The 23,217-nt window shown below is 55.7% G+C and carries 10 protein-coding genes and 1 other RNA gene; 1 reads left to right on the top strand and 10 read right to left on the bottom strand.

From position 1 onward, the window contains the following. Positions 1–213 precede the first annotated feature (213 nt). From RWZ58_RS04830 to RWZ58_RS04785, 10 genes are all read right to left on the bottom strand, one after another. Complete coding sequence (locus RWZ58_RS04830) at positions 214–2,157, bottom strand: S-layer homology domain-containing protein (protein WP_314657817.1); 1,944 nt, start codon at positions 2,155–2,157, stop codon at positions 214–216. Between the two features lie 378 nt (positions 2,158–2,535). Beyond that, a complete protein-coding gene (locus RWZ58_RS04825) occupies positions 2,536–3,417 on the bottom strand; it encodes an S-layer homology domain-containing protein (RefSeq protein WP_314657815.1) in 882 nt (293 codons plus the stop codon). 452 nt (positions 3,418–3,869) lie between these two features. Next, complete coding sequence (locus tag RWZ58_RS04820; protein WP_314657813.1) at positions 3,870–5,702, bottom strand: S-layer homology domain-containing protein; 1,833 nt, start codon at positions 5,700–5,702, stop codon at positions 3,870–3,872. Positions 5,703–6,121: 419 nt separating this feature from the next. Next, positions 6,122–8,131 (bottom strand): peptidase, encoded by a 2,010-nt coding sequence (locus tag RWZ58_RS04815; protein WP_314657811.1) that lies wholly within the window; start codon positions 8,129–8,131, stop codon positions 6,122–6,124. A 447-nt stretch (positions 8,132–8,578) separates the two neighbouring features. Continuing rightward, positions 8,579–10,597: a superoxide dismutase gene (locus RWZ58_RS04810; protein WP_314657809.1), complete on the bottom strand. Its 2,019-nt coding sequence runs from the start codon at positions 10,595–10,597 to the stop codon at positions 8,579–8,581. A 262-nt stretch (positions 10,598–10,859) separates the two neighbouring features. Further along, positions 10,860–14,201: an S-layer homology domain-containing protein gene (locus tag RWZ58_RS04805; RefSeq protein ID WP_314657807.1), complete on the bottom strand. Its 3,342-nt coding sequence runs from the start codon at positions 14,199–14,201 to the stop codon at positions 10,860–10,862. 239 nt (positions 14,202–14,440) lie between these two features. Next, positions 14,441–17,713 (bottom strand): S-layer homology domain-containing protein, encoded by a 3,273-nt coding sequence (locus RWZ58_RS04800; RefSeq protein WP_314657805.1) that lies wholly within the window; start codon positions 17,711–17,713, stop codon positions 14,441–14,443. Between the two features lie 236 nt (positions 17,714–17,949). Continuing rightward, positions 17,950–19,941, bottom strand: a complete 1,992-nt coding sequence (locus RWZ58_RS04795) for an S-layer homology domain-containing protein (protein ID WP_314657803.1) — start codon at positions 19,939–19,941, stop codon at positions 17,950–17,952. A 473-nt stretch (positions 19,942–20,414) separates the two neighbouring features. Next, entirely contained in the window at positions 20,415–21,482 is a 1,068-nt protein-coding gene (locus tag RWZ58_RS04790; protein WP_314657801.1) for an S-layer homology domain-containing protein, read from the bottom strand. A 377-nt stretch (positions 21,483–21,859) separates the two neighbouring features. Next, a complete protein-coding gene (locus RWZ58_RS04785; protein WP_314657799.1) occupies positions 21,860–22,651 on the bottom strand; it encodes a peroxide stress protein YaaA in 792 nt (263 codons plus the stop codon). Positions 22,652–22,783: 132 nt separating this feature from the next. Between RWZ58_RS04785 and rnpB the strand changes: the two genes are divergently transcribed. Continuing rightward, positions 22,784–23,176: RNase P RNA component class A (gene rnpB, locus RWZ58_RS04780), an RNA gene on the top strand. The last annotated feature ends 41 nt before the right edge of the window (positions 23,177–23,217 follow it).

The raw sequence follows: 23,217 nt of genomic DNA, 5'->3' as shown, positions 1-23,217 counted from the left end.
GGTCGAATGCCCCCGTCGGCTTCGGGGACATTTTCACCCTATCAAAGCGTCAAACAGATGTCAGGAAACACTCAAGAGAAGCTTGAACGTTCTGAGGGTTTTCACAGGTTGACCAGACACTAAGAACTGAACCCCGCAAACAGAACCCCGTGTTCCCGAACAGAGAACCTGCCCGGGAACACGGGGTTATTCAGCTGGCTATGCTTAGCGAGCCTAGAAAGCCATCATCAGAACTTCCAGCTCGCCGCGAGTCACCATATGCTTGGGGTTGAACGTGCCGCTCGTGCTCAGCGCAACCTTGTTCTGCCCAGCCCACGCAATCTCACGGAAGAATGCAGAACCCGGGGCCACATCGGTGTACGGGGACCAGTACTGCACGGTGGGGGACCCAGCCGCACGGTAGGTGAAAGCCGCGACGGTAGCGTTCGAAATGCCTGCATCCGCGTGGAACTTGCCGTCCGACCAACCGAAGGTGATGCCCTTCTGACGAGCCCACACGTAGGCGGCGTAATTCGGGTCGGTAGTCTTCACATCCGGCCAGGGGGAGACTGCCGGGAGGTCCACCTTGGGGCTACCCGCCTGAGCGTACAGCGCTGCCGTCAGCTCACCGCGGGTAGCGCGTTCCTTGCGCTGCTCATCGGTCAGGCTGGGCTGCTTACCTTCAGTAGCGTCAGAACCCTTGAAGTTCAGGTCCTGGGAGGCCAGCAGAGTACTGCGACCCTCGGGTGCCTTGCCCACCACAGGGCCGGCAAACTCGCCGTTCTTATAGCCGTCGTTACTCCAAACCTCCACGACGTACTTCTTCGCCGGGTCCAGAGTATTCGCCGGCACCTTCACGACGCCGCGTACCTCGCCGTTCTCGAACTCAGAAAAATGGTGATAGCGGTTATACCAAAAGATGTCACTCGTCGCCAGAACCGGGGTGTTCGAACCCTTCTCACGAATCACATACTGAACACCCCCGGCAGAGGCAAACTTGCCGTAGAAGCCGGTACCCAAAAAGTAAATGCTCTGATCAGCGGCGGTGTCACCCAGAGCCTTGTACTCCACCTTGGGGGCAAACGCGCTGGAGCGGAACGCTTGAGTGTCCAGCACGGTACGATACAGCACGTTCTTACCAGCCGACAGGTCCTCCACAGTCAGCTGGGGCTCACCCTGCTTCTCGGTAAACATGCCAATCTCGTAACTCACCTCGTAACGCTTCTCGTAACGCGGAATGCCGAGGAAAGGAGCGCGAGGCTTGTAGTAGCTCTGCAACGCACCGGGCTTGACCGTCAACTGAGCATTCAGGGTGCCGTTTTCAGCAATGGTGAAGTCCTTACCCTCTTCAAAACGGAGCAGAACATCATTGGCGGGCAGAACATCAGCGCCGTCAGGAACACCCTGAGAAGCAACAATGTAAACCACTACCTTGCCGTGCTTCTCACGCCACTCCTTGGTGTAGCCCCAACCCTTCACGTGGATGGTGCCGCCCTCGGAGGTATACACCAGCTGTTCCTTGTTGTCGTACGAAAACTTGAACGTAGCCTTCTGAGGAGTCTTACCCGGAATATCCGCAGCTGTCGTGCCGTCAGAACCATCGAAGTCCAGCTCCTGGGTAGCCAGCAGGGTACCGCGACTCTCGGGTGCCTGACCCACGACGGGGGTAATAAACTCGTCGCCCTCGTATCCGTTGTTACCCCACACCTCGACAACATAATCCTTTGACTTATCCAGGGTGTTTGCCGGAATCTTCACCGTACCGTGGATGTAGCCATCCTGGTAAGCGAAAGCCAGATTCTCGTGGTTATATTCAATGATGTCGCTAACCACCAGAACCGGGGAGTTCAAACCCACCTCTCGCACAACAATCTGGATACCCTTCGGGGAGTTAATTTCGCCGCCGAAACCCCATCCCGAGAATTCCAGAACCTGATCCTCATCAGTATTCTTCAACGAGTGGTAGCCCAAATGAGGATAGAACTCATCAGAAGTAGCAACAGGATTCTCACGGACACGATCATCCGACTGAGAACCGGCCGCTACAGGAGTATCTGCAGTAGCGTTCTGAGCAATAGCAGGAGACAGCGGCAGAATAATCGCACCCGCTAGTGCCAGTGCACTGCAACTGCGGGTTGCATACAGGAGTGAAGACTTAGAGTTCGGAAGAGCGGACATAAATATTCCTTATCGGTCATGTCCATTGCGCCGATGCAGGTTCTAAATAGGAATGAGAAATCTCCGTCGAATCTGCGCCAACCCAATGAGAAGTGGTTGAGTGTCCCCATCGGTTCAGGAAACACTCTCACCCTAACAAACCTTCAAGTAGAAATCAGTGCGTTGCTCAAGAAAAACTTGAACCTGCCGAAATATTTCACTGCGTGCATGATGCCGCGCACAGAAAGCCCCAAACCCCCGGCAATTCCAACCCCAGACAGTCCCGCGCACACTCCTCAAAACACAAGAGGCCCCGCACTCCCAACAAGGAGTACGGGGCCACCAAACACACACTAACCAAGCGCTAAAACGAAGCGCGAAAACTACGCAGTGTAAAAACTACGAAGTGCGGAAGTACAGGTACATCATCATCGCAACACGACCGCGAGACGTCTGAGCCGTCGGCTCGAAAGCATTACCCTCAGACACCGTCGACACGCCACGGCGAGACGCCCACACAATCTGACGGTAGAACGGAGTCGCAGACGAAACATCGCTAAACGGGGAAGTACCCGACATCTGAATCTTCTGCGCACCATCAGCACGGTACAGCAGAGCCGCAGCAGAAGCATTCGACAGGCGCGCGTCAGCGTGGAACTCACCATCAACCCAACCGGAGGTAATACGCTCCTGACGCGCCCACAGGTACGCATCATAGTTCGGGTCAGACTCATCAACATCCGCATACGGCGAATGCTCCGGACGAGTCACCGACGGCGAACCCGCCAACTTATAGAACATGGTGATCAGCTCGCCACGAGTCACCGGATCCTCAGCACCAAAATGGCCCTCAAAAACCGGCTCCATCGTCTGAGTGCGAACAGCCCAACGAATACCCGCATAGTACGCAGAATCCTCGGGGGCATCATCAAAAATAGTGTTCGCATCCGGCGCGGTCACAGACGGACGCAGAATCTTCGGGCCCTGACCCGAAGAGCTCGACGCCAGAGGAGAAGCAGAAGCAACCGAGACAGTCGCCGGCACAGCAGTATCTGCCGAAGAAAGACGCGCCTCCGACGAATCATAGAAAGAGAACAGAGGGGAGAACGGCAGATACAAAACACCCGCCAGCGCCACAGCGCCAACAGCCAGCTCAATACGGCGGCGCTTACGCTTCTTAGAATCAGCCTGAGAAGAAGCCTCGGGGGTGCCCTCCGGTGCCAGCAGAGGTGCAGAAGAATTATGGGCAGTATCAGTCGACTGCTTAAAATCCTGGGACATAAATCCTCAATGTGGTTGATGTGTCGGTGTGTGATGGGCTCCCTCTAGTTCTACGCACCCAGCCGGATAAGGGCGCGCACCAAGGGGGCGCAACAGTCCTAAGCATAAACCACAGCTTGAAAAATATTAATTTACACTTCACAGAACATTCTTAAAAAAGGGGAGTAGAGCACCCCAAAAATCCGCCCAATAGCGGGTACCGCATGAGGCGCGCCCCACATGCGGTACAGCCCACATTAGCGTGTTAGCCGGCAAAAATACCTCGAAAAACCGCGGAACAGCACCGGGCGACAGTCCCGCACGCGCCCCTACAGATACCTTGCAGGCACCTCATAAACGCCCTGCAGGAGACACAGAAAGCCGGGTCGGCGGGATAAAACCAACGTTTCATCGCCGCCAGCCCGGCATAATCTCTAGAACCTAGAAGCTAAACCCAGTGAACTAGCAAAACCCTAGCGGACCTTGTAGTTCATCAAGAAACCAGCCAGCTCACCACGGCTCACCAGCGCAGACGGGTGGTACTCAGAGCCCGGGAAAACCTGCAGCTTCTGCTGCTTAGCCCAAGTAATCTCACGGTAGAACGCAGAGCCGACCTTTACATCGGTGTACGGCGCCTCAGTCGCAGCAACCGACTTCTTACCATCAAAACGGTACAGGAACGCCGCAACAGTAGCGTTAGACACAGACGCATTCGCGTGGAACTTACCATCAGACCAGCCGAAAGTAATACCCTTCTGACGAGCCCAAATGTACGCAGCGTAGTTCGGGTCATCAGTCTTCACATCCGGGTACGGGCTAGTCGCCGGCAGATCAACCTTCGGGGAACCAGCCATGCGGTACAGTGCAACAGTCAGCTCACCGCGGGTTGCATCATCATTAACGCCGAACCAATCCTTCTCACGAGGATCAATCAGCTTCTGATCAGCAGCCCACAGAACAGCCTTGTGGTTCGCGTGAGCATCCGGAACATCAGCGAAACGCTCACGAGCCTTCTTATTCGCAGACTCACCAGTCAGAGTCAGGTAATCAGCTGCGATGCGCTCACGCTGACCATCTGCATAGTTAATGGTCACGAAAATAGCGTAGTGGCTATCCTCATCCAGCTTGGTGCCGTCAACATTAACGGTGGTCTCAAACGCGCCGGTTGCCGCACGGTCAGCGTTCAGAGTGATGCTATCCAGAGCATCGCCGGTCGGGTTGCCGTCAGCCTCAGCCTCAGAGAACAGAACGTTCACGGTAGCGCCAGCCGGAACCTTGAAGTCCTTACCCTTCACACGGATAGTGGTCGAAGAGCTCAAATCAACCTTGTCAGTGCTCAAAGACACCGAAGGATAAGCAGTCTTAACGTTCTCGCCGTTCACCGGAACAAACGCCTGAGTGCTCAGCGCCTGGCTGTTCGCCTCATCGTTATCTTCCGGAACGTTGAACTCGAAAGTTTGCACAACGTAGGAGCTGCCGGACTTCAGGGTGCCCGCCGGGATGTCCAGAACAGTCGAGAAGCGGCCGTTGGTGTAACCCATGTACTGGCCGAAGAACGCAGAGTAGGAGGTGAACTTAGCCTCCGACTGAGCCAGTGCCGGGCCGGTCGCCTTGCCGGTTGCAGGATCAACCGCACGAACCGCCACAATTAGCGACTCGCTACCGTTGTACGAAATGTTCTGGAAACCGGCACCGTTCACGGTGACCTTAGTGTTCTCAGAAGCATTCACCGACGAAGCGTCGTACGACAGAGTCGGGGAAGAAACGGTGGGAACATCCGCAACCTTCAGCTCAGTACGAACCTCGCCAGCGGGAATCCAACCGTCTTCAGCGTCATCACGGTAACCGAGCACAACATCGAAGGACGAGCCATTGGCCTCCAGATAGTTAGCGCCGATAGAAGCGGTCAGGTTCACGGTGCCGTCAGCCGCAAAAGCGGATGCGGGAACATCCTGAACGTAGAAGGGGTAATCACGCGGGTGGTGCGGCGGGAAAGCAACGCTTTCACCCTTCGGAACAACGTACAGGCGGAACGACTTGCCCTTGACGAAGTCCTTAGAGAAACCGGAGCCGCTAACCGTCACGTTGCCGCCCTTGAGAATATCAAAAGTGCCGGAGGTAACCTGCAGACGCTGCGCACCCTGAACCTCGCCCTGCGCAACAGCCTGGGGTGCTACCGGAGTAGCAGGTGCGGCAAACGCGGGGGAGAGGGGCAAGAGCATGGCGCCAGCCAGAGTGATGGCGCAGCCGCTCTTGGCCATGTTTTTGGGTAGCGCAAAGCGCATGTGGTTGGGAAGTGAGGACATTGTAATCCAATCAGTTTTTATCGGTGTCACGCATCGAGTGTGGTGCGCATAAACACCGTAGCAAATAGTTAAGACGTGCTGGAACCTGAAAGGTCATCAGCGCGAAAATGTCTGTGTGTTTTGTTGCATATCTTAAGGTGAAGTATAGCTTTAAAAAGTATCTGCATGATGTGGAAAATATACCTAAATAGTGTGCTGATAAGCACAAACGCTGGTCACTGTACAAAAAAGAAAGCACAAAAAACCCACCGCATTCGAAAAATTCACACCTATGCAACCTCTGCAGGTTGAGAATATTCACAATGCGGTGGGCAAGGCAACATAAAAGTCACCCACAATAAAAATGGCACATAAACAGAGCCGTAAAGTCGCCTATTTGACGAAAGCTGCCCAAAATAGCTAACATCGAGAACGGGACACTATGTGAGACGGCTGCCGCCGTGCTCCATGCGGTACAGCATCGTAGCGAGTTCCGTGTGCCCAATAAACGACGGCACATACGCCTCATAGGTAGACTGTTCGCTGACATAACCCCAAATGTGCTGATCAATCGCCCACTGGGACTCCTTACGGAACGAGTAATGCCAGCCAAGAACAGTATTCCACCCACGTTCAGAAGAACCACCCGGCAGGCTACTCTTCTTTGACGCCGAAGAAACAGGACGAGGCTTCGCCGCAGGAACCTTACCCTGCGCCCTCTGATACCTATACAGGAACGCCACTGCCGAAGAATTGTAAACCCTCGCCTCCGGGTGGAAATTGCCATCAATCCAACCGAACGTAATGCTCTGCTGACGAGCCCAAATATATGCGGCATAGTCCGGGTCGTTAGGCTGAACATCCGGATACGGGCTGGCCTCCGGAAGCTCAACCTTCGGCGAACCCGCCAACATATAAAGAGCCACCGTTAGATCACGGCGCGTCATATTCTCAGAAGAATAGGACTCTGACTTGGGAAGCTGTTGAGCCTTGTACCACCTCTTCGCAGCCTCACTCTCCTCAAACGCGTTCACCACCAAATCAATGTCAGTAGAAACAACCTGCTCCACAGAATCCGCGGCACCACCCTGACCGGGAAGAACCTTCTCCACCACCAGCTTGTAACCGCCCTGATAATTCAGTGCCTCACCGGGAACAGTGAGCGTCGCCTCCGTGTAACCGCTCTGGATACGGTCAGCCGCAATATCCTGCTCCAGCGCCTTCTGACCGGTCAGATTGCCAGAAGCATCCGTAGCCTGCAGCGAGAAACGGTAATGGCCCTCAGCGAGCTTCGGCAGATTCACGGCACGCACCTGCAACGTGTTCTTCTCCCAATAGGGGCTCACCTGCGGTGAATCAGAACGATATTGGTCCCTCTGCTGCGGCTCAACACGCAGAACCGGGGCGGTATCCTTCACCTCGGTGTTCGAGTTGGGCGAGCGCACCGGAATAAACGGGGCAACATCCGTCAAGAGGCTACCGGGGACCTTCTCCTCATCCGGATTCGGGAAGAGGCCACTGTAGACGCCAATCATGTACGACTTACCCGGTTGCAGAGTGCCTGCAGGAATTGTCACATCCGCAGAGAAATAGTTGTTCAGGAAGCTCCAGCAATAGTATTCACCGCAATCCGTATAACGAACCGCATGCGTGAAAACAGGCTTGCCCACCATCAAACCCGTGGCAGGGTCAACCTCATACAGCATCAGATACGCCGGGGCACTCCCCGGCTCAACAAGCTGCTTAGAGAGAATATGGTAGCCCTCAATCTTCAGCTGCGTATCAACCCAGGGGTTATCAATCGCCGGCATGCTGTACACGTAAGTAGTCTGACCCGGCTCAGGGTCCTGCGTCAGGCTGAGTGGAGTGCGGGCAGTAAGACGGGGATCCTCATACTCCTCAGCGCTCGGCTCAGGTTCGCCCGCCGGATAGTAGGTCAACACCACGTCAAGGGCAGGCGAAGGGGTGGCCCGGATGGTCTGCTTCTTGACCTCGAAGGTGAAGGTGAGGCTTCCGTCCGGGTTGTCGTGGACGATACCGTCTTCTCGAAGATGATCGACCTTGCCGCGGTACAGGGGATTTTGGGTTGCCTCACCGGTACGGGACCATCCGTAATCAGTACCACGGTTCACGAGGCCGAACTGGAAGAGCTTGTACTTCTTACGGAACTCGGGGCTCAACGGGGAGGTCGTCACAGACACCGTGCCGCCCTGAGAAATGTTGAGGGTGCCGGTGGTGACCTTCAAATCAATCTTGTCAGCATCGCTGACGCCAGCGGCTGCGGCACCTGTGCCTGAGGCGGCGGGGGCAGCAGCTACGGGGGTTGCCTGCAACGATGCGGCAGGGGAGACGGGGCTCGCCGGATCCGCTTGAGCAGGCTCCACCTGTGCGGGTTTCGCCTGTGCCGCATCAGCATGCACAGCAGGGGTGACCGCCAGAGCCGGGGTCATACCCAGCAGTAGGGAGAGGCTGATTGCCTTTTTACCCCGGGTATTTTGGAGGCGGTTTTTCTGGGCAGGCCTCTTAGTGCCCTGAGCTGTGGTTGGTCGGAAGAAAGAAGACACGGTTATCCCATCTAATGTTCTGCACTGTGCTTTCTATACCGGGGCTTTGCACGGTGGTTTTTTGCACAGTGGCTTTCTGTACGGTGATTGAAGTGAGTGAGGGAAAACGTTGAGTGGAAGGGGAGAAATGAACGGTGAAAATGAACGAGAAGTTGAGTAGAAAAGGGGAAGCACCAGGCGCCTTAGCGAAAGTGCTGGCGGGCTGAAAAACCGGGCGAATCAGCCCGAAAATTTCAGCCCGCCATCACCGATTGTAAAGCAACACAACAACATGCTGTGTTGCCGCAGGAGGCGACTCTTAAATAGCTACTTCACGGTGACTACTTGAGGCGACTACTTGAGGCGGCTGCCGCCGTGTTCCATGCGGTAGAGCATGACCGCTAAGTCATCAGTGGGCGTTTGCTCCCACGTAAAGTACTCGTGTCGCCCATCCTTGGCGTAGCCCCAAATGCGTTGCTGTACAGCCCACCGAGATTCACGCCAAAAAGCGCTACCATCCTCCAACTCCGTAGCCCAATTCTTAGTGCTCAGCTCAGAATCCTTCAATCCCGGCAGGCTACCATTACTAGGCTGAGGTGCGGCAGCCGGCAAGCTGGGGGACACCTTACCGCGCGAACGCTGATACCTGTACAGGAACGCAACAATAGAGCGAGGAGAAAGCTGCACATACGGGTGGAAATTCCCGTCAACCCAGCCAAAGGTCACACCCTGCTGACGAGCCCAAATATATGCCGCATAATCCGGGTCATCCGGGGTGATATCTCCATAAGGACTCGTCGCCGGAAGCTCCACCTTCGGGGAACCTGCCAGACGGTACAACGCCACCGTCACATCGCGGCGCGTCATATAGCTGTTCCTACCTGACTCAGAAAACTCAGGAAGAATCTGACGATGCCTAAACCACTCCCAGGCAACATCGCCTTCCTTATCCTTCGTCACCTCCAGCTGCAGGTCCTTCGAAGTAAGCTGCTCAACCGACTCAACCGCACCGTCCTTACCGGCAGTCACCTTCTCCAAGACGAGCCTATATGAGCCGTCATAATTCAGCGCCTCACCGAGGACGTTCAGCTTCTCATCCACCGTGCCGTCATGGATGTTCTCAGTAGCAATCTCCTGTTCCAGTGCCTTCTGACCGGTCAGGCGTCCCTGCTCATCAACATGCTGCACCGAGAAACGGTAAGAGACCCCAGGCTGCTTCTTCAGACCCACAGCACGTACCGGCAGAATATTTTCCCCATCATAAGGGCTCACCGTCGTAGCCTTCAGATACATCTCAGAGCTAGCCGATTCCTTATTCGGTGAACGTACCGGAATGAAATCTGCAACATCCTTCAGCAACTCACCGGGGTACTTCTCATCATCCGGACGGTCATAACCGTAGAAACCAATCTTATAGACCTTACCCGGCTTAAGCGTGCCCCCAGGAATCGTAATAGACGTCTTAAAATGCTCATTCAGGAAGCCGCTACAGAACTCACCGCAATCCGTGTACCGAATCCAATCGGTGAATGCCGGTTCGCCTACAATCTTTCCGGTCTTCGGGTCGACTTCATAAAGAGCCAGAAGCGCCGGATCACCCGGACCCTCACGACTACCGCGCGCAGTAATGTGGAACCCCTCAAGCGTCAGAGTCGTATCCTTCCACGGGTCATCAATCGCGGAGGCTCCGAAAATGTACTTTGTCTCGGTAGGCTTAGGGTCCTGCACAACATTAATAGGTGCACGTGCCACGAGACGGAGATCAGACTGCCAAGGCCCCGGATGGTAGCCCTTCTGGTAGTACGTCAGAATGACGTCGAAAAGAGTGCCTTCTTCAGCCTCAATAATGAGCGGCTGAACATTAAGGAAGAAGGTATAGCTCCCGTCCGGGTTTTCTACCATCTGCTTCGGGTTGGGCTCACGGTCAAAGACGTAGCCGTACTGGGTACCCGGCGTGCGGAAGTAGTTATGCCCAAGATGGAAGTAAGAAGAACCGCGTTCGACCAGAGAAAATTCGTAGAATTCGTAATTCTGACGGAACTCAGCGCTGAGCGGAGGCGTCGTCAGCGTTACGGTGCCGCCTCGAGAAATGTTGAGAGTCCCGGGAGAGACTTTAAACCCGTCCATTTCAGGGTTGCGGGGCTCTTCTCGCACGTGCGGAAGCGTCTGCTCAGACTCGTTAACATCCTCTTGCGCCGCAACAGGGGATGCGAGGGTCGCCTGTGCCGGTTGCGCCGGGTGTTCAGGAGCCGCCAGCGCCGCCGGGGTGATACCGGCAAGCGGGCTCAAACCCAGCAGCAACGATAGGCTGAGTGCGCGGGCGCTCGCGGGGTGGCGCGGGGCGCCTCGTGGTGTGAAGAATGAAGACATCATTATCCCATCTACAAAAAACTGTACGGTGAGCGAAGCGAATGAACAGGTGAAGCGTGAATAAGCGAAGCGAGCGAAAAGGTTGAGCAAATCAAGGGCCGGGAAACCGGGGCGCTACTCGTGGGAAGACTCCCATCAGGTAACGCTCCCAATTCCCCACACCGGTGCCTGTAAAGGATGCTAGGGGCGGGACAGGTCCAGCTGTTGAGCCTACGGGCACAACAACTCGAAAAACACAGCCCGCTAGCCCCCTCACGCACCGAAACTAACCAAGACGACTACCGCCGTGCGCCATGCGGTACAGCATGACCGAGAACTCCGAAGAAGAAACAGCATCCGAACTGAAACCCTCGGCGTAGCGGTGATCATGATCCGTATAACCCCAGATGAACTGCCGAGTAGCCCACAGCGACTCCCGCCAGAATGCAGTATCCGTACGCTCATAATCGGACCAATGCGAACGAGAAACCCGAATCTGAGAATCACCTGGCACGCTACTGTTCTTGGGCACAGACGAAGACGGCACACTGCTCGACTCCGGCGCAGGAGCCGGGGCAACCATCCGCTGGTACCTATACAGGAACGCCACCGCAGAACGCGTCGAAAGGGCCGCCTCCGGGTGGAACTTACCGTCCGCCCAGCCGAAGGTAATACCCTTCTGACGAGCCCAAATGTACGCGGCGTAGTCCGGGTCGCTCGGTGCCACATCCGCATAAGGACTGGTTGCAGGCAGCTCAACATGAGGTGCGCCCGCCAGACGGTACAGTGCCACCGTCACATCACGGCGACTCAAAACGGTCTTACTCTCATCCAGAAGAGCCTGCTGCTTAACCCACTCGACAGCAGCCTTCTGCTCCTCGGTAGTATTCGCCAAGAGGTCAAGATCCTCAGAAGCTACCGGCTCGACTGCATCCGCGGTACCGTTCTTGCCGGGGGTTACCTTCTCCAGAACAACCCTGTACGATCCCTCATAATTCAGCGCGCTACCGGGGACGTTCAGCGTCTCCTCAGCGGCACCATCGTGGATGCGCTCAGCGGGAATAACCTGCTCCAGAGCCTTCTCGCCGGTCAGCTCGCCGAAAATATCCGTTGCCTGAACCGAGAAACGGTAATAGCCCTCGGTAAGCTTCGGAAGATTCGAGACACGCGCGGTGAGAGTATTCATCTCCTGATACGGGTTGACGCGCTTATACGGAATGTACAAATCCGGACGCGCTACAGGCTGATCAGGGTTCGGCTGGTTATCGCTCGGCTGCCCCGACCGCACCGGAAGGAACTGCGCAACACTGGTCAGCAGACTACCGCTATAATCCTCCTCACCCGGGTGAGGCAGATTAGAACCGTAGATACCAATCATGTAGAGCCTACCCGGCTTCAACGTACCTGCCGGAATCGTCATCTTCGTGCCGAAATAGTTATTGCGGAAACCCGTACAGTGATGCAGGCAGTTGCCCGTCAACGGAACAACATGGGAGAAAACAGGGCGTCCCATAATCTTTCCGGTAGCCGGGTCTGCCTCGTATAGAGTGACGTACGCCTGGCTGTCGTATCCACCTACGATATTCGGGGGAAGAATATGGTAGCCCTCAACCGTCAGAGTCGTATCCTGCCACGGCTTATCAATCGCCGAAAGACTGTAGCGGTACGTCGGCTGGTCAGGCTCAGGGTCGCGCACCGTGGGCAAAGGAATTCGTGCCGTAAGACGGTAATCTTCATACGGATAGTCGTGCGGGTCAGGCTTATCGGACGGGTAGTAGGTCAGCACCACATCGAAGAGCGTACCCTCCGGAACCATCATCCACTGCTTCGGAATATCAAGAGTGAACGTGACGCTCCCATCGGGATTATCGTGGGCCTTACCCTCAGCGCGGAGGTCGGCAACCTTGCTGCCGTACTGCGCCTCAGGAAGGGGATTGCCGTAATGTGACTGAAGGTAATTCTCACCGCGCTCCACAATGCCGAACTCATACAGCGTGTACTTCGCACGGAACTCGGCACTCAGCGGCGCGGTGGTCACAGAGACAGTACCGCCCTCAGAAATATTGAGGGTGCCCGAGGTGAGCCTCATGCCAACCGGGTTGTCAGGTTTCTTATCCTCAGCAGGGGTGGGAGGGGTCAACGGGGTAGGGGAATCCGCCAGCCGAACTGGTGCAGTAACCGTAAAATTATGAATCTCTGAACCGTAGTAAGGACTATCTGAGAAATAGACCCTCAGTTCCGCATCGGAACCCAAATACACGCCCTGTAGCTCTTTAATATCCTCAGCATTAATTTCAAGTTCTACGGTTTGAGTGCCGTCGGGGTTACGGACCACAATTTTGTCACGTTCATAGTAATGTTCACTATTAATGCTGAGGTTGGCAATAGTTTTTTGAGCGGTTTTACTATAAACACTGATTGACCCAATGTAGTACCCCAAATCAACTTCCGGGGAAATGTTAGAAATAGTAACTATATATTTCCCTGCATGGTACGGGTCAACCGTCTGAGGAGACAGTGAAACCTTCGGAAGGGTATTGCGGTACGTATTACTCTGGTAAGGCATTTTCATGGGGTTCTTGCCCACAGGAACGAAGGGGAAGGCACGCCTCATAGCAATCGGGCCTGAAGGAGAGTCTCCCTGTACCGACAGATAATAACCCTTGCCTGATTTCAAAAGACCGGCAGGAATCGTAATTTTATGCTGAAAATGACCGTTAGGAATTAGGCCATGAAAAACACGCTTAAAGTACGGAGAATCTGAAGGGTCAAAAGGCTCCAGCTCCTTGAGATATTTATGGGTAACATTTGCAGTCGGGTCGTATTCAACGAGAGTAAAACTTAGCTTATTCATCCCGTCAAAACCCGAACCCGTCATATTGATTTCAATTGGTTTTCCGGAATTAATCTGTTCCTCAGAAATAGAATCCACATCATAGGTAATAGAAGGCAGAACAGATGCCGGAAAATCATTCGTCACAGGGAGCACCGTACGAATATGATCCTCAGTATTCCACTGATAGGGGTGTGCATCATCCAGCGGGCGGTAGGTCAAAATAACTTCGTACTCCATGCCCGCAGGGATGCCGTTGGAGGATACTTCCAAGTCGGCGCTGAAAGTCCCGTCTGCGGCAGGCGCCGGAACGTCAAAGCGCGGCCCCTGGTATGTGGGCTCCTGGTGAGGGCCCACGTAGGTAGAGGAACCCTTGGGGGCAATAACGAGGCTACGTAGCTCGTGATGCGCCAAGAATTCGGGAGTGAAGCCGGTACCCTCAACATGCACCGTGCCTCCGGCATAAATTCTTAGTGCTCCGCTAGTGACGCGCAGAGTCGGTAGCGAACTGGTCTGCTCGCCCTGAGCCGCAGGATTTTGCTGGTTGTCTGCTTGCTTCTGAACTAAAGCTGCGGCGGGGGAGGCGGGGGTCGCCTGTTCCGGGTCTGCCTGAGCAGGCGCAACCTGTGCCGGTTGCACCGGGTTTTCGGGCGCAGCCAGTGCCGCCGGGGTGATACCGGCAAGCGGGCTCAAACCCAACAGTAGCGACAGGCTGAGCACACGGGCGCTCGCCGGGTGGCGCGGAGACGTGGAACAGCGCCGGGCGCCTCGTGGTGTGAAGAATGAAGACATCATTATCCCTTCTACAAAAAACTGTGCGGTGAATGAAGCGAGCGAGTATATGAAGCGAGCGAAGAAGTTGAGCGGATATAGTCTGAAAAGCCAGGCTAGGGGAGAAGAAGCCCCGTAAAGTCTGGTATCAGGCAAGAGAAGCCGCTGAGGAGGGGAGGAACAGAGGCTGCACCGGCGGGCTGAAAAGCCGAACTGCGTCGAGCATCCCAGCCCACCGGTTACCTCCTCACCACGATCGGGCGCTACCTGAGGTGGCTACCGCCGTGCTCCAAGCGGTACAGCATCAACGCAAAATCACCAGAGGAAATGGAAGAATTATCAAAGCCCTCATAGGCGTATTCCCCGTCAACGCTGTAACCCCACATGCGGTAATCAACAGCCCACTGGGCCTCACGCCAGAAAGCGCTACCCTGACGAACCTTATGCTGCCAGCCGCCGGAACTCTGGGGCGCATCCTGGTTACCCGGCAGCGAAGAAGAGGTCGGCGCCTTCGGCGTGACCTGACCCACCGCCTTCTGATACCTGTACAGGAAAGCCACCGTCGACGGGGTCGAAAGGGGCGCATCCGGGTGGAACTTGCCGTCCGCCCAACCGAACGTAATACCCTTCTGACGAGCCCAAATGAACGCGGCGTAGTCCGGGTCGCTCGTTGCCACATCCGCATACGGGCTAAAAGCAGGTAGCTCAACCTTTGGGGAACCAGCCAATCGGTACAGCGCCACCGTCACATCGCGGCGCGTCAGATTGCTATTCCAGGACATCGGCGAAGGACCAGGCAGAATCTCACGATCAGCAAACCAGCGTTCAGCAGCCTGCAACTCACCCTCACGCGTCAGCTTCAGAGGAATATCCTCGACAGCAAGCTGCTCCACCGACTCGCCGGCACCGTCCTTACCGGGGGTGACCTTCTCCAAGACCAGACGATAAGCACCCGAATAGCTCAGCTGCTGAGCGATCGTCAGGTCCATCTCCACCCTGCCATTCTGGATGCGATCGGCGGGAATCGCCTGCTGGAGTACCGTCTGACCGGTCAAACGTCCCTGCTCATCAACATGTTGCACCGAGAGACGGTACGATCCTTCACCCGGCGCAGAGAGCCCGGTAGCGCGTGCCGTAAACGAGTTCGTCTTCGCGTACGGGCTCAGGCCCACCGACCCAAGGTGCAGTGCGGGCCCCGTGGACTCGTGCTCGGGAGAATGCACCGGAAGGAACTCAGCAACATCATTCAGCATAGAACCCGGAGAATCTTCCATGCCGGGGTAAGGCAGCCCGTCCCCATACATGCCAATAAAGTAGAGCTTGCCCGGCTTCAACGTACCCGCAGGAATCTTCATCTCCGTGCTGAAATAGTTATTGCGGAACCACCTGGAGTTAACCCCGTAGTACGTGTAGTCCACCCGCTGAGTGAACACAGGCTCACCCACCATCTTTCCCGTTGCAGGGTCAGCCTCATAGATAGCGATGACCGGAGAATCATTAGAAATCAGTTCCCTGGCCTGCACGAGGACATGGCGTCCCTCAACCCGCAGCGTCGTATCCTTCCACGGGTCATTGATAGCTGATTGACTGAAGGTGTAGGTTCCACGGGTCGGCTGCGCATCCTTAACCACATCAATATGGGCGCGGGCATACAAACGGTCCGCCAGACTCCAAGGCTCCGGCTCAGTTATATCCGACTGGTAGTACGTCATCACAACGTCGAAGAGCTCACCGTCGGCAGCCTCAATGTACTGCGGAGGAACCTCAAACGTGTAGGTGAGGCTACCGTCCGGGTTCTCACGCACCTGATGCTTCAAATCCTTGAGAAACCCGCCGTACTCGTCGAGAGGCGCATAACTATTGTGCTCCGCATACGCGTACAACGATCCGCGCTGCACCAGAACCAGCTCGTAGAAAGTGTACTTCTTACGGAATTCAGCGCTCAACGGAGAAGTCGTCACCGATACCGTGCCACCCTGAGAAATATTGAGGGTTCCCGAATCGACCTTCAACTGAACATTTGCCGGGTTCACCCAATCAAAAGCATCAGCGGCAAGAGGCGCCATCGGAAGCTGGGTGCTCACCGTGAACTTATGGTGATCGTACAAATACTCATAGTCCGAGAACACCACACGCACTTCAGCCACTGAACCGCGAGAAGTCGGCCTATAGCTGGAATAACCGTCAACCTTATACTCAACCTCCACGGTCAGAGTACCGTCAGCATTGCGGGTTACCAGCTCGTCACGCTTATAGTATTGCTCCGCTACATTATTCACCGCAAAAGGTGCCTTCTCACCAGAGGTAGCGTTATAAATCGCCACAGACTCAAGGTAGTACCCCAGGTCCACCTCGGGGGAAATATTAGAAATAGTCACCTTATAGACGCGGTCCTGACCGGGATCAAAATCCTGCGCAGCAACAGATACCTTCGGCAGGGTATTCCTGAACGAATTATCCTGATATGCCATGCGCGCAGGGTTATTGCCCACAGGAACGAAGGGGAACTTACGCGACAGCTTCTTCCACCCGTTCCCCCCGTGGGTTTCTACACCGGAAACATCCAGGGAATACCCCTTACCGGACTTCAGGACTCCCGCAGGGATAGTAACCTTCTTCTGGAAATAGCCGTTAGGAATCAGACCCTTGAAAATGCGCTGATTCTCCTCCGTATCCGGTGCCTTCAGCTCACCAAGCGAAGCCACATCAGAGTTCGTGACCTTTCCCTGCTCATCATGCTCGGATAGGGTGAAGTCCACGGAGCTGACATCCTGAAAACCGGTACCCGTCAGCGTCACCTCAACCGGCTGACCGGAGGCAATTTGCTCCTCAGAAATAGCCGAAACATCATAGGTGATGGAGGGGAGCACCGCCTCCGGAAGGTTATGCTCCACCGGCAACGCCACACGGACGCGATCCTCAGTGTTCCACGCATAGGGGTGCGCATCGTCTACGGGGCGGTAGGTCAGAATGACCTCATACTCCAGATTTGCCGGCAGGCTATTCGCCGGGACCGTCAGGTCAGCGCTGAAACTGCCGTCAGCAGCCGGTTTTGGGGCATCAAAGACGAGGCCGCGGTGATCGATCTTCTGGTAGGGGTTAGCGTAGGTCGAAGAGCCCTTCGGCGCGACCGTGAGGCTACGTAGCTCGTGATGCGCCAAGAACTCGGGGGTCAACCCGGTACCCTCCACGTGGACGGTACCGCCGTGAAGAATGTCGAGGGTTCCGCTGGTCACGCGCAGGGTCGGCAGGGATGCATCCTGCTGATCACCCTGAGCTACGTTCTGGGCGGGTGCCTGCTGCGCGGGCACATTCTGTGCGGTCGTTTCTTGAGGTGCCGGCTGCTGGTTTCCTGCCTGTTGTGTACCTGCCTGCTGGGCGGGGGAGGCGGGCGCCGCCAGTGCCGCCGGGGTGATACCCGCAAGCGGGCTCAAGCCCAGCAGCAGTGACAGGCTGAGTGCGCGGGCGCTCGCCGGGTGGCGCGGGGTATCAGAATGGTGCGGGGCACCTCGTGGGGCGAAAAATGAAGACATCATAATCCCATCTACAAAATTTATACGGTGATTGAAGTGAGTGAGTAGATGAAGTGAGTGAAGAAGTTGAGCGGATATAGTCTGAAAAGCCAGGCTAGGGGAGAAGAAGCCCCATAAAGCCTGGTGTCAGGCAAGAGAGATCGCTGGTGAGGGGAGGAACAGAGGCTGCACCGGCGGGCTGAAAGCCGAACTAGTCCGAGCATTCCAGCCCACCGGTCACCCCTCACCACGATTGGGCGTTACCTGAGGTGGCTGCCGCCGTGCTCCATACGGTATAGCATCACAGCCACCTGACGGTACGACATCTTGAAGCCCTCAAAGCTCTCATAGAAGTAACCTTGATCAGGCATGTAACCCCAGATACGTCGCTCAATAGCCCAACGAGACTCACGTGAAAAAGCAGTCTCCGGGCTGATCCAGAGCCGCCAATGAGAGCTATACGGGAAATGCGTCTGTTTCTTCGGGGTAGAGTCCGGTAGCGAAGGAGACGTCGGCAAGCTTGGCGACACCTCCCCCTGGGATCGTTGATACCTGTAGAGGAACGCAGCCGTGGAACGGTCCGAAAGCGGCTCATTCGGGTGGAAGCGACCATCAACCCAGCCGAACGTAATACCCCGCTGACGAGCCCAAATAATCGCGGTATAGTCAGGGTCATCCGGCGTAATATCCGTGTAAGGGCTGACTGCCGGAAGCTCAACCTGCGGCGCACCCGCTAACCGGTACAGTGCCACCGTCACAGAACGGCGGTTCACTGATTCCCAATCGCGATCAGTGGGGTAGCCCGGCAGAATTTGACGGTTCACAATCCATTTCCTGGCAGCCTCCATTTCCCGTTCCTGGCTGATATCCAAGTCCAGATCTTTGGAAGCAACCTGCTCAACCGAATCGACAGCGTCACCCTGATTTGGGGTTACCTTCTCCACAAAGAGCCTATAGGCCACCTCAAAATTCAGGGCATAGCCGGGAAGAGAAAGCGTCTGCGCCGTACGACCCTTCTGAATGCTCTCGGCAGGAATCACTTTCTCCCAAGACTTCTGCCCGGTCGGACGGCCATGATCATCAATCGGCTGCAAGGAGAAACGGTAGTAGCCCTTGGTCAGCGGCGGCAGACCCAAAACAGTCACCTTCAAAGTATTATTCTCGCGATAAGGGCTCATCTTATCTCCCGAGACGTAGATGCTGGTGGGAGCTGCATCTTGCTCCGGGGTACCTACCGGGATGAAATCTGCCACATCGGTCATCCATGCACCGGGGTATTCCTCGGAACCCGGGCCAGGATAACCACCGCCGTAGAAACCAATCCTGTACAGCCTGCCCGCTTTGAGAGTACCCCCGGGAATCGTGATAGCCGTACTGAAATGGTCGTTCAAGAAACTATCACAGTACTGATCGCACCTGGTGTAATTCAGATTCTGAGTAAACACAGGCGAACCAATACCCTGCCCGGTCACCGGATCAACCTCATAGAGGGTCAGGACCGCCGGGCCTTCTGGACCCCAAAAGGTGCTTTTCGAGAGGATATGGAAACCCTCAACCGTCAGGGTTGTATCCTCTTCCGGATGCTCGATAGAAGATGAACTGAAAAGGTAGGTGGTCTTCGTAGGTTTAGCGTCCTGCACCACATCGGTAGGAGTGCGGACTACCCGGCGATTCGACCACGTCAACGGATCCGGCGCATACTCATTCGACGGGTAATACGTCAGTACCGTATCGAAGAGAGTCCCCTCTTTAGCCTCAACAATATGGGCGGGAACAACGAGCGTGAAAGTGAGGCTACCATCCGGGTTCTCTCGCACATTACCCTGCTGCTTGAGGTCCTCAACCATCCCACCGTACTGAGTGAGGGGAACATAATTATGATGCCCGACATGGACGTACGTGGAACCACGTTCCACCAACGCGAGCTCGTGGAACGTGTACTTCTGCCTAAACTCGGCGCTCAACGGAGAGGTTGTCACCGACACAATACCGCCCTGAGAAATGTTGAGGGGGCCTGTCGTGACCTTCAAATCAATGTTCTCCAGCTCAGAGGCAGGACCGCCACCCTGCACTTGAGGCATCTGACGGGCCGGTGTTTCTTGAGTAGTTGCCTGCTGCGTGTTCACAGGGGAGGCGGGCGCCGGCTGAGCCGCCACCGGCGTCAAAGCCAGCAGCGGAGACAAACCCAAAACCAGGGAAGCACCAACAGCTTTTCGGTGCGCACCGCGAGGCGGCTTAAAGAACGAGGACATCATTATCCAATCTGATTTTTCTGCATGAATAAGGGTGAGTGAGAAAAGAAGTTGAGAGGATTAATGAGTGACAGTCCACCGCGCTGAGCCTACACCGAATCCACATCGTAGAGGACCTGTAGCGGCAGCATGCTGAAGTGCAATCTCAGCCTACCAACCCGTACCTTAAACATTCAATGAAAACACGAGAAAAACATGCCAAAGAGAGACATAAAACAGGGGAAAACCCTAAAACTAAAAACACTCCACCACGGAAAATGCGTGTAAAAAATATACTCCCCAAAATCTGCCCACAGAATTCAGTCGACAGAACACATCGCAAAGGATAAAAGATATATCCGGGCACAGAAAAAGGGGCGGTAAGAAAAACTCTCACCGCCCCTTCCGCAGGTCGCTATCTTCAGCTGTTATTCTCAGCGGCTAACCCTCGCAATATCGGGCTCAACCGCCCGGTTCACGGCACCAGCCGAATCTTAATCATCGAGATAAGGACTACGGCTGATGTCAGTCATGCCCAGCATCGACAGGACACGAGCCAGCTCCTCGCGGGTAGCAGTCTTGGTCGGGCGGAAATCCTTGCTCTTATAGATAAAGCTCACATCAACATTCACCGACGAGTGCAGCCACACCGACTCGGTGTAGAACGGGGCACCCGGCTTCATATCCTGCGGGATAGTGAGATTGAACCACGAAGGACGGCGGCCGGGGGTCAGCATAAAGTAACGGTAGAAGAACGCAGCCATCGTAGCGCGGCTAGCCACCGCCTCCGGGTGCATCTTACCGTCAGACCAGCCCGAAGTCAGACCATTCTGGTACGCCCAAATGTACGCCGCGTAACGCTCATCCTTCGGGGACAGATCCGGGAACGGGGAACGTGCCGGAAGCTTAACCTTCGGCGAGTGGGCGCCTCGGTAGATTGCATCCATCAGATCGCCACGGGTCACCGCACGCTGGGGGTGGAAACAACGGTCCTTATCAATCAGCAGAATCTTTGCGCGGCATGCCCTGTAGATATCGGGGGCGTACTCGCCATCCAGATCAATGTCCACAATGAACGGTGCCCACGCGAACTCAGTGTTAATCGTCGGGCGAACCTCAATAGTACGCAGGATGGTGTACTGCTGACGGCGCGGACGAAGAGACAGGCGAATCCCGTAGTCCGCATTCGGGCCGCCGGTGACCTCGCGAGAAACAACGTGGTGCCTCACGTAGACGTCATTTTCAATGCGCTTCTTCGGCTCAAGAGAGAAGAAATAGAACTGCTTGAAGCCCTTCTCCTTGGTGTAGTAGCCAGCCTCAATGTACGGGGTGTACAGGCCAGTATCAAGCACAGCCTGCAGGCCGGTAATCTCGTAGCTGAGGTTGAAGCCGCTAATATCAAACGACGCCTCGGTAATCTTGAACGTCAGCGGGGTGGTCTTAACGTCCAAGGTGGCAGCCTGGGCGTTCTGCTCGCTGGCGTGGTATGCGCCCAAAGCGCCAGCGACTGTTAGTGCTGCTGCACCCTTAAAAAGGGCGCGACGAGAGGAAAAAGTAGACATAACGTTGTCCCATCGATGTGTTTCTGAGTGGTTATTTTTACGCTAGCAAACCTATAGCCAGGGGAGTGAACCGCTGACTATCTGCTTTACGTATGTGGTGTTTCGTGTTCCATGTGTGTTGAGTTGCAAGTGTGAATGGTAGTGAGTGAATCGCCCGCCACCAGTGGCGAGTCATTAAATACTATAAGCACTTCTGTGCATAAAAAGAAGGCGGATAGATAGACACCATCCGCCTTCTTGATGCGTTAAAACTAGCCCAAAAAATGTGGGAAAAAGTGGTTTTACAGGGGGAAATACATTAAAAATCCCCGAAAAAATAGTTAAAAAATCTTCACTCTGACACATAAAAAATAGGCAGAAATACCAAGAAACAGCCGCTACTGCTCATGCACCAGTAGGGTCAAAACACCCGCCTTACGAGCCGTCGGCAGGGTGCACTCCACCGACCAGTCCTCGCTGACCGCCTCCAAAAATTCGGCAATACCAGCCGTGGAACCGTCAATAGGACGAGCCGCCAAGCCCGACTGAATCAGGTAGCGTGCAAACAGGCCGCGGTAATGCTTCGCCATGTGCGAGACGACCTTACGCGAACCATCAGCCGCCACACGCTCCACCCGAACCGCCAGAGTCTGCGACGGGGGAGTCACCCACGACTTCGCGTAGGCAGCGGAACGGCAATCCAGAATCAGCTGGTCCTTCGCAGTTGCCTCCAGGGCGGTGCCCAGCGCACCCTTCCAGAAGGAGGCGAGCGCACCAATCGACCCCAGCTTCACGCCCATGGACAGGCGGTAGGCGGGGATTGCGTCCTCGGGGCGAAGCACGCCCCACAGTGCCGAAGAAATCAGTAGCGACCAGTGTGCGGCGTCGCGTTCGGCGGGGGAGAAGCTTGCATAATCCAGCGCCTCAAAGAGAACACCCGTGTAGGTGCGGATTGCCGGCTGTGCAGGTTCGGTGAGCAGGCGCGTGTTGCGTTCCACCTCTGCTTCGAGGGATGCGCCCACCTTGAGCTCTGCCAGGGCGTCGGGTCCCGAGCTGACCGCGGTCAGCTCCTCCAGGACGCTCTCACGCTCGGAAGTGAGCTCAGGGAACGAGAGGTCAGCGAAAGAAACCGGCGCATTGCCAGCCGGGGCGGGGGTCTTACCTTCGGAAGGGGGAAGAAGAATCAGCATCTCTCCAGTGTACCCGCGAGGCCGCTAGGACATCCGCGAGACGCAGCGTAGCTACGAGGCCCCGGCATGCCCGCGAGACGAACCCGCGAAATAGCCACCGCCAGGGGTATGCGTATAATGGGTGAGGTGAAACGGGCCGTCCGGGCAATCGCGAGGCACACATGCTTCGAGGAAAGTCCGGGCTCCACAGCACAGGATGGTGGATAACATCCACTCGGGGTAACCCGCAGGCCAGTGCCACAGAAAGTAAACCGCCGCGGTTCGCCGCGGTAAGGGTGAAAGGGTGGTGTAAGAGACCACCAGCGGGCGCGGTGACGTGCCCGGCTAGGTAAACCCCATTCGGAGCAAGGTCAAACAGAATACGCCATGGTAGGGTAGTGCGCCCGATCCCCGCTTTATCGGGGTGCGTATTCGGGTAGGCTGCTTGAGACGTGCGGCAACGTACGTTCTAGATAGATGATTGCCTCGAAACGCCCTTTCGGGCGGCGTTTTAGACAGAACCCGGCTCATAGGATGACCCGTTTCACGCTACCGTTGGCTGATGGAAAACATCATTGGCTGATGGG

The sequence above is a fragment of the uncultured Rothia sp. genome (assembly GCF_963544205.1).
Lineage (GTDB): Bacteria > Actinomycetota > Actinomycetes > Actinomycetales > Micrococcaceae > Rothia.
Note: the sequence above shows the minus strand (reverse complement) of the source record. Positions and strands in the feature narration are given on the sequence as shown.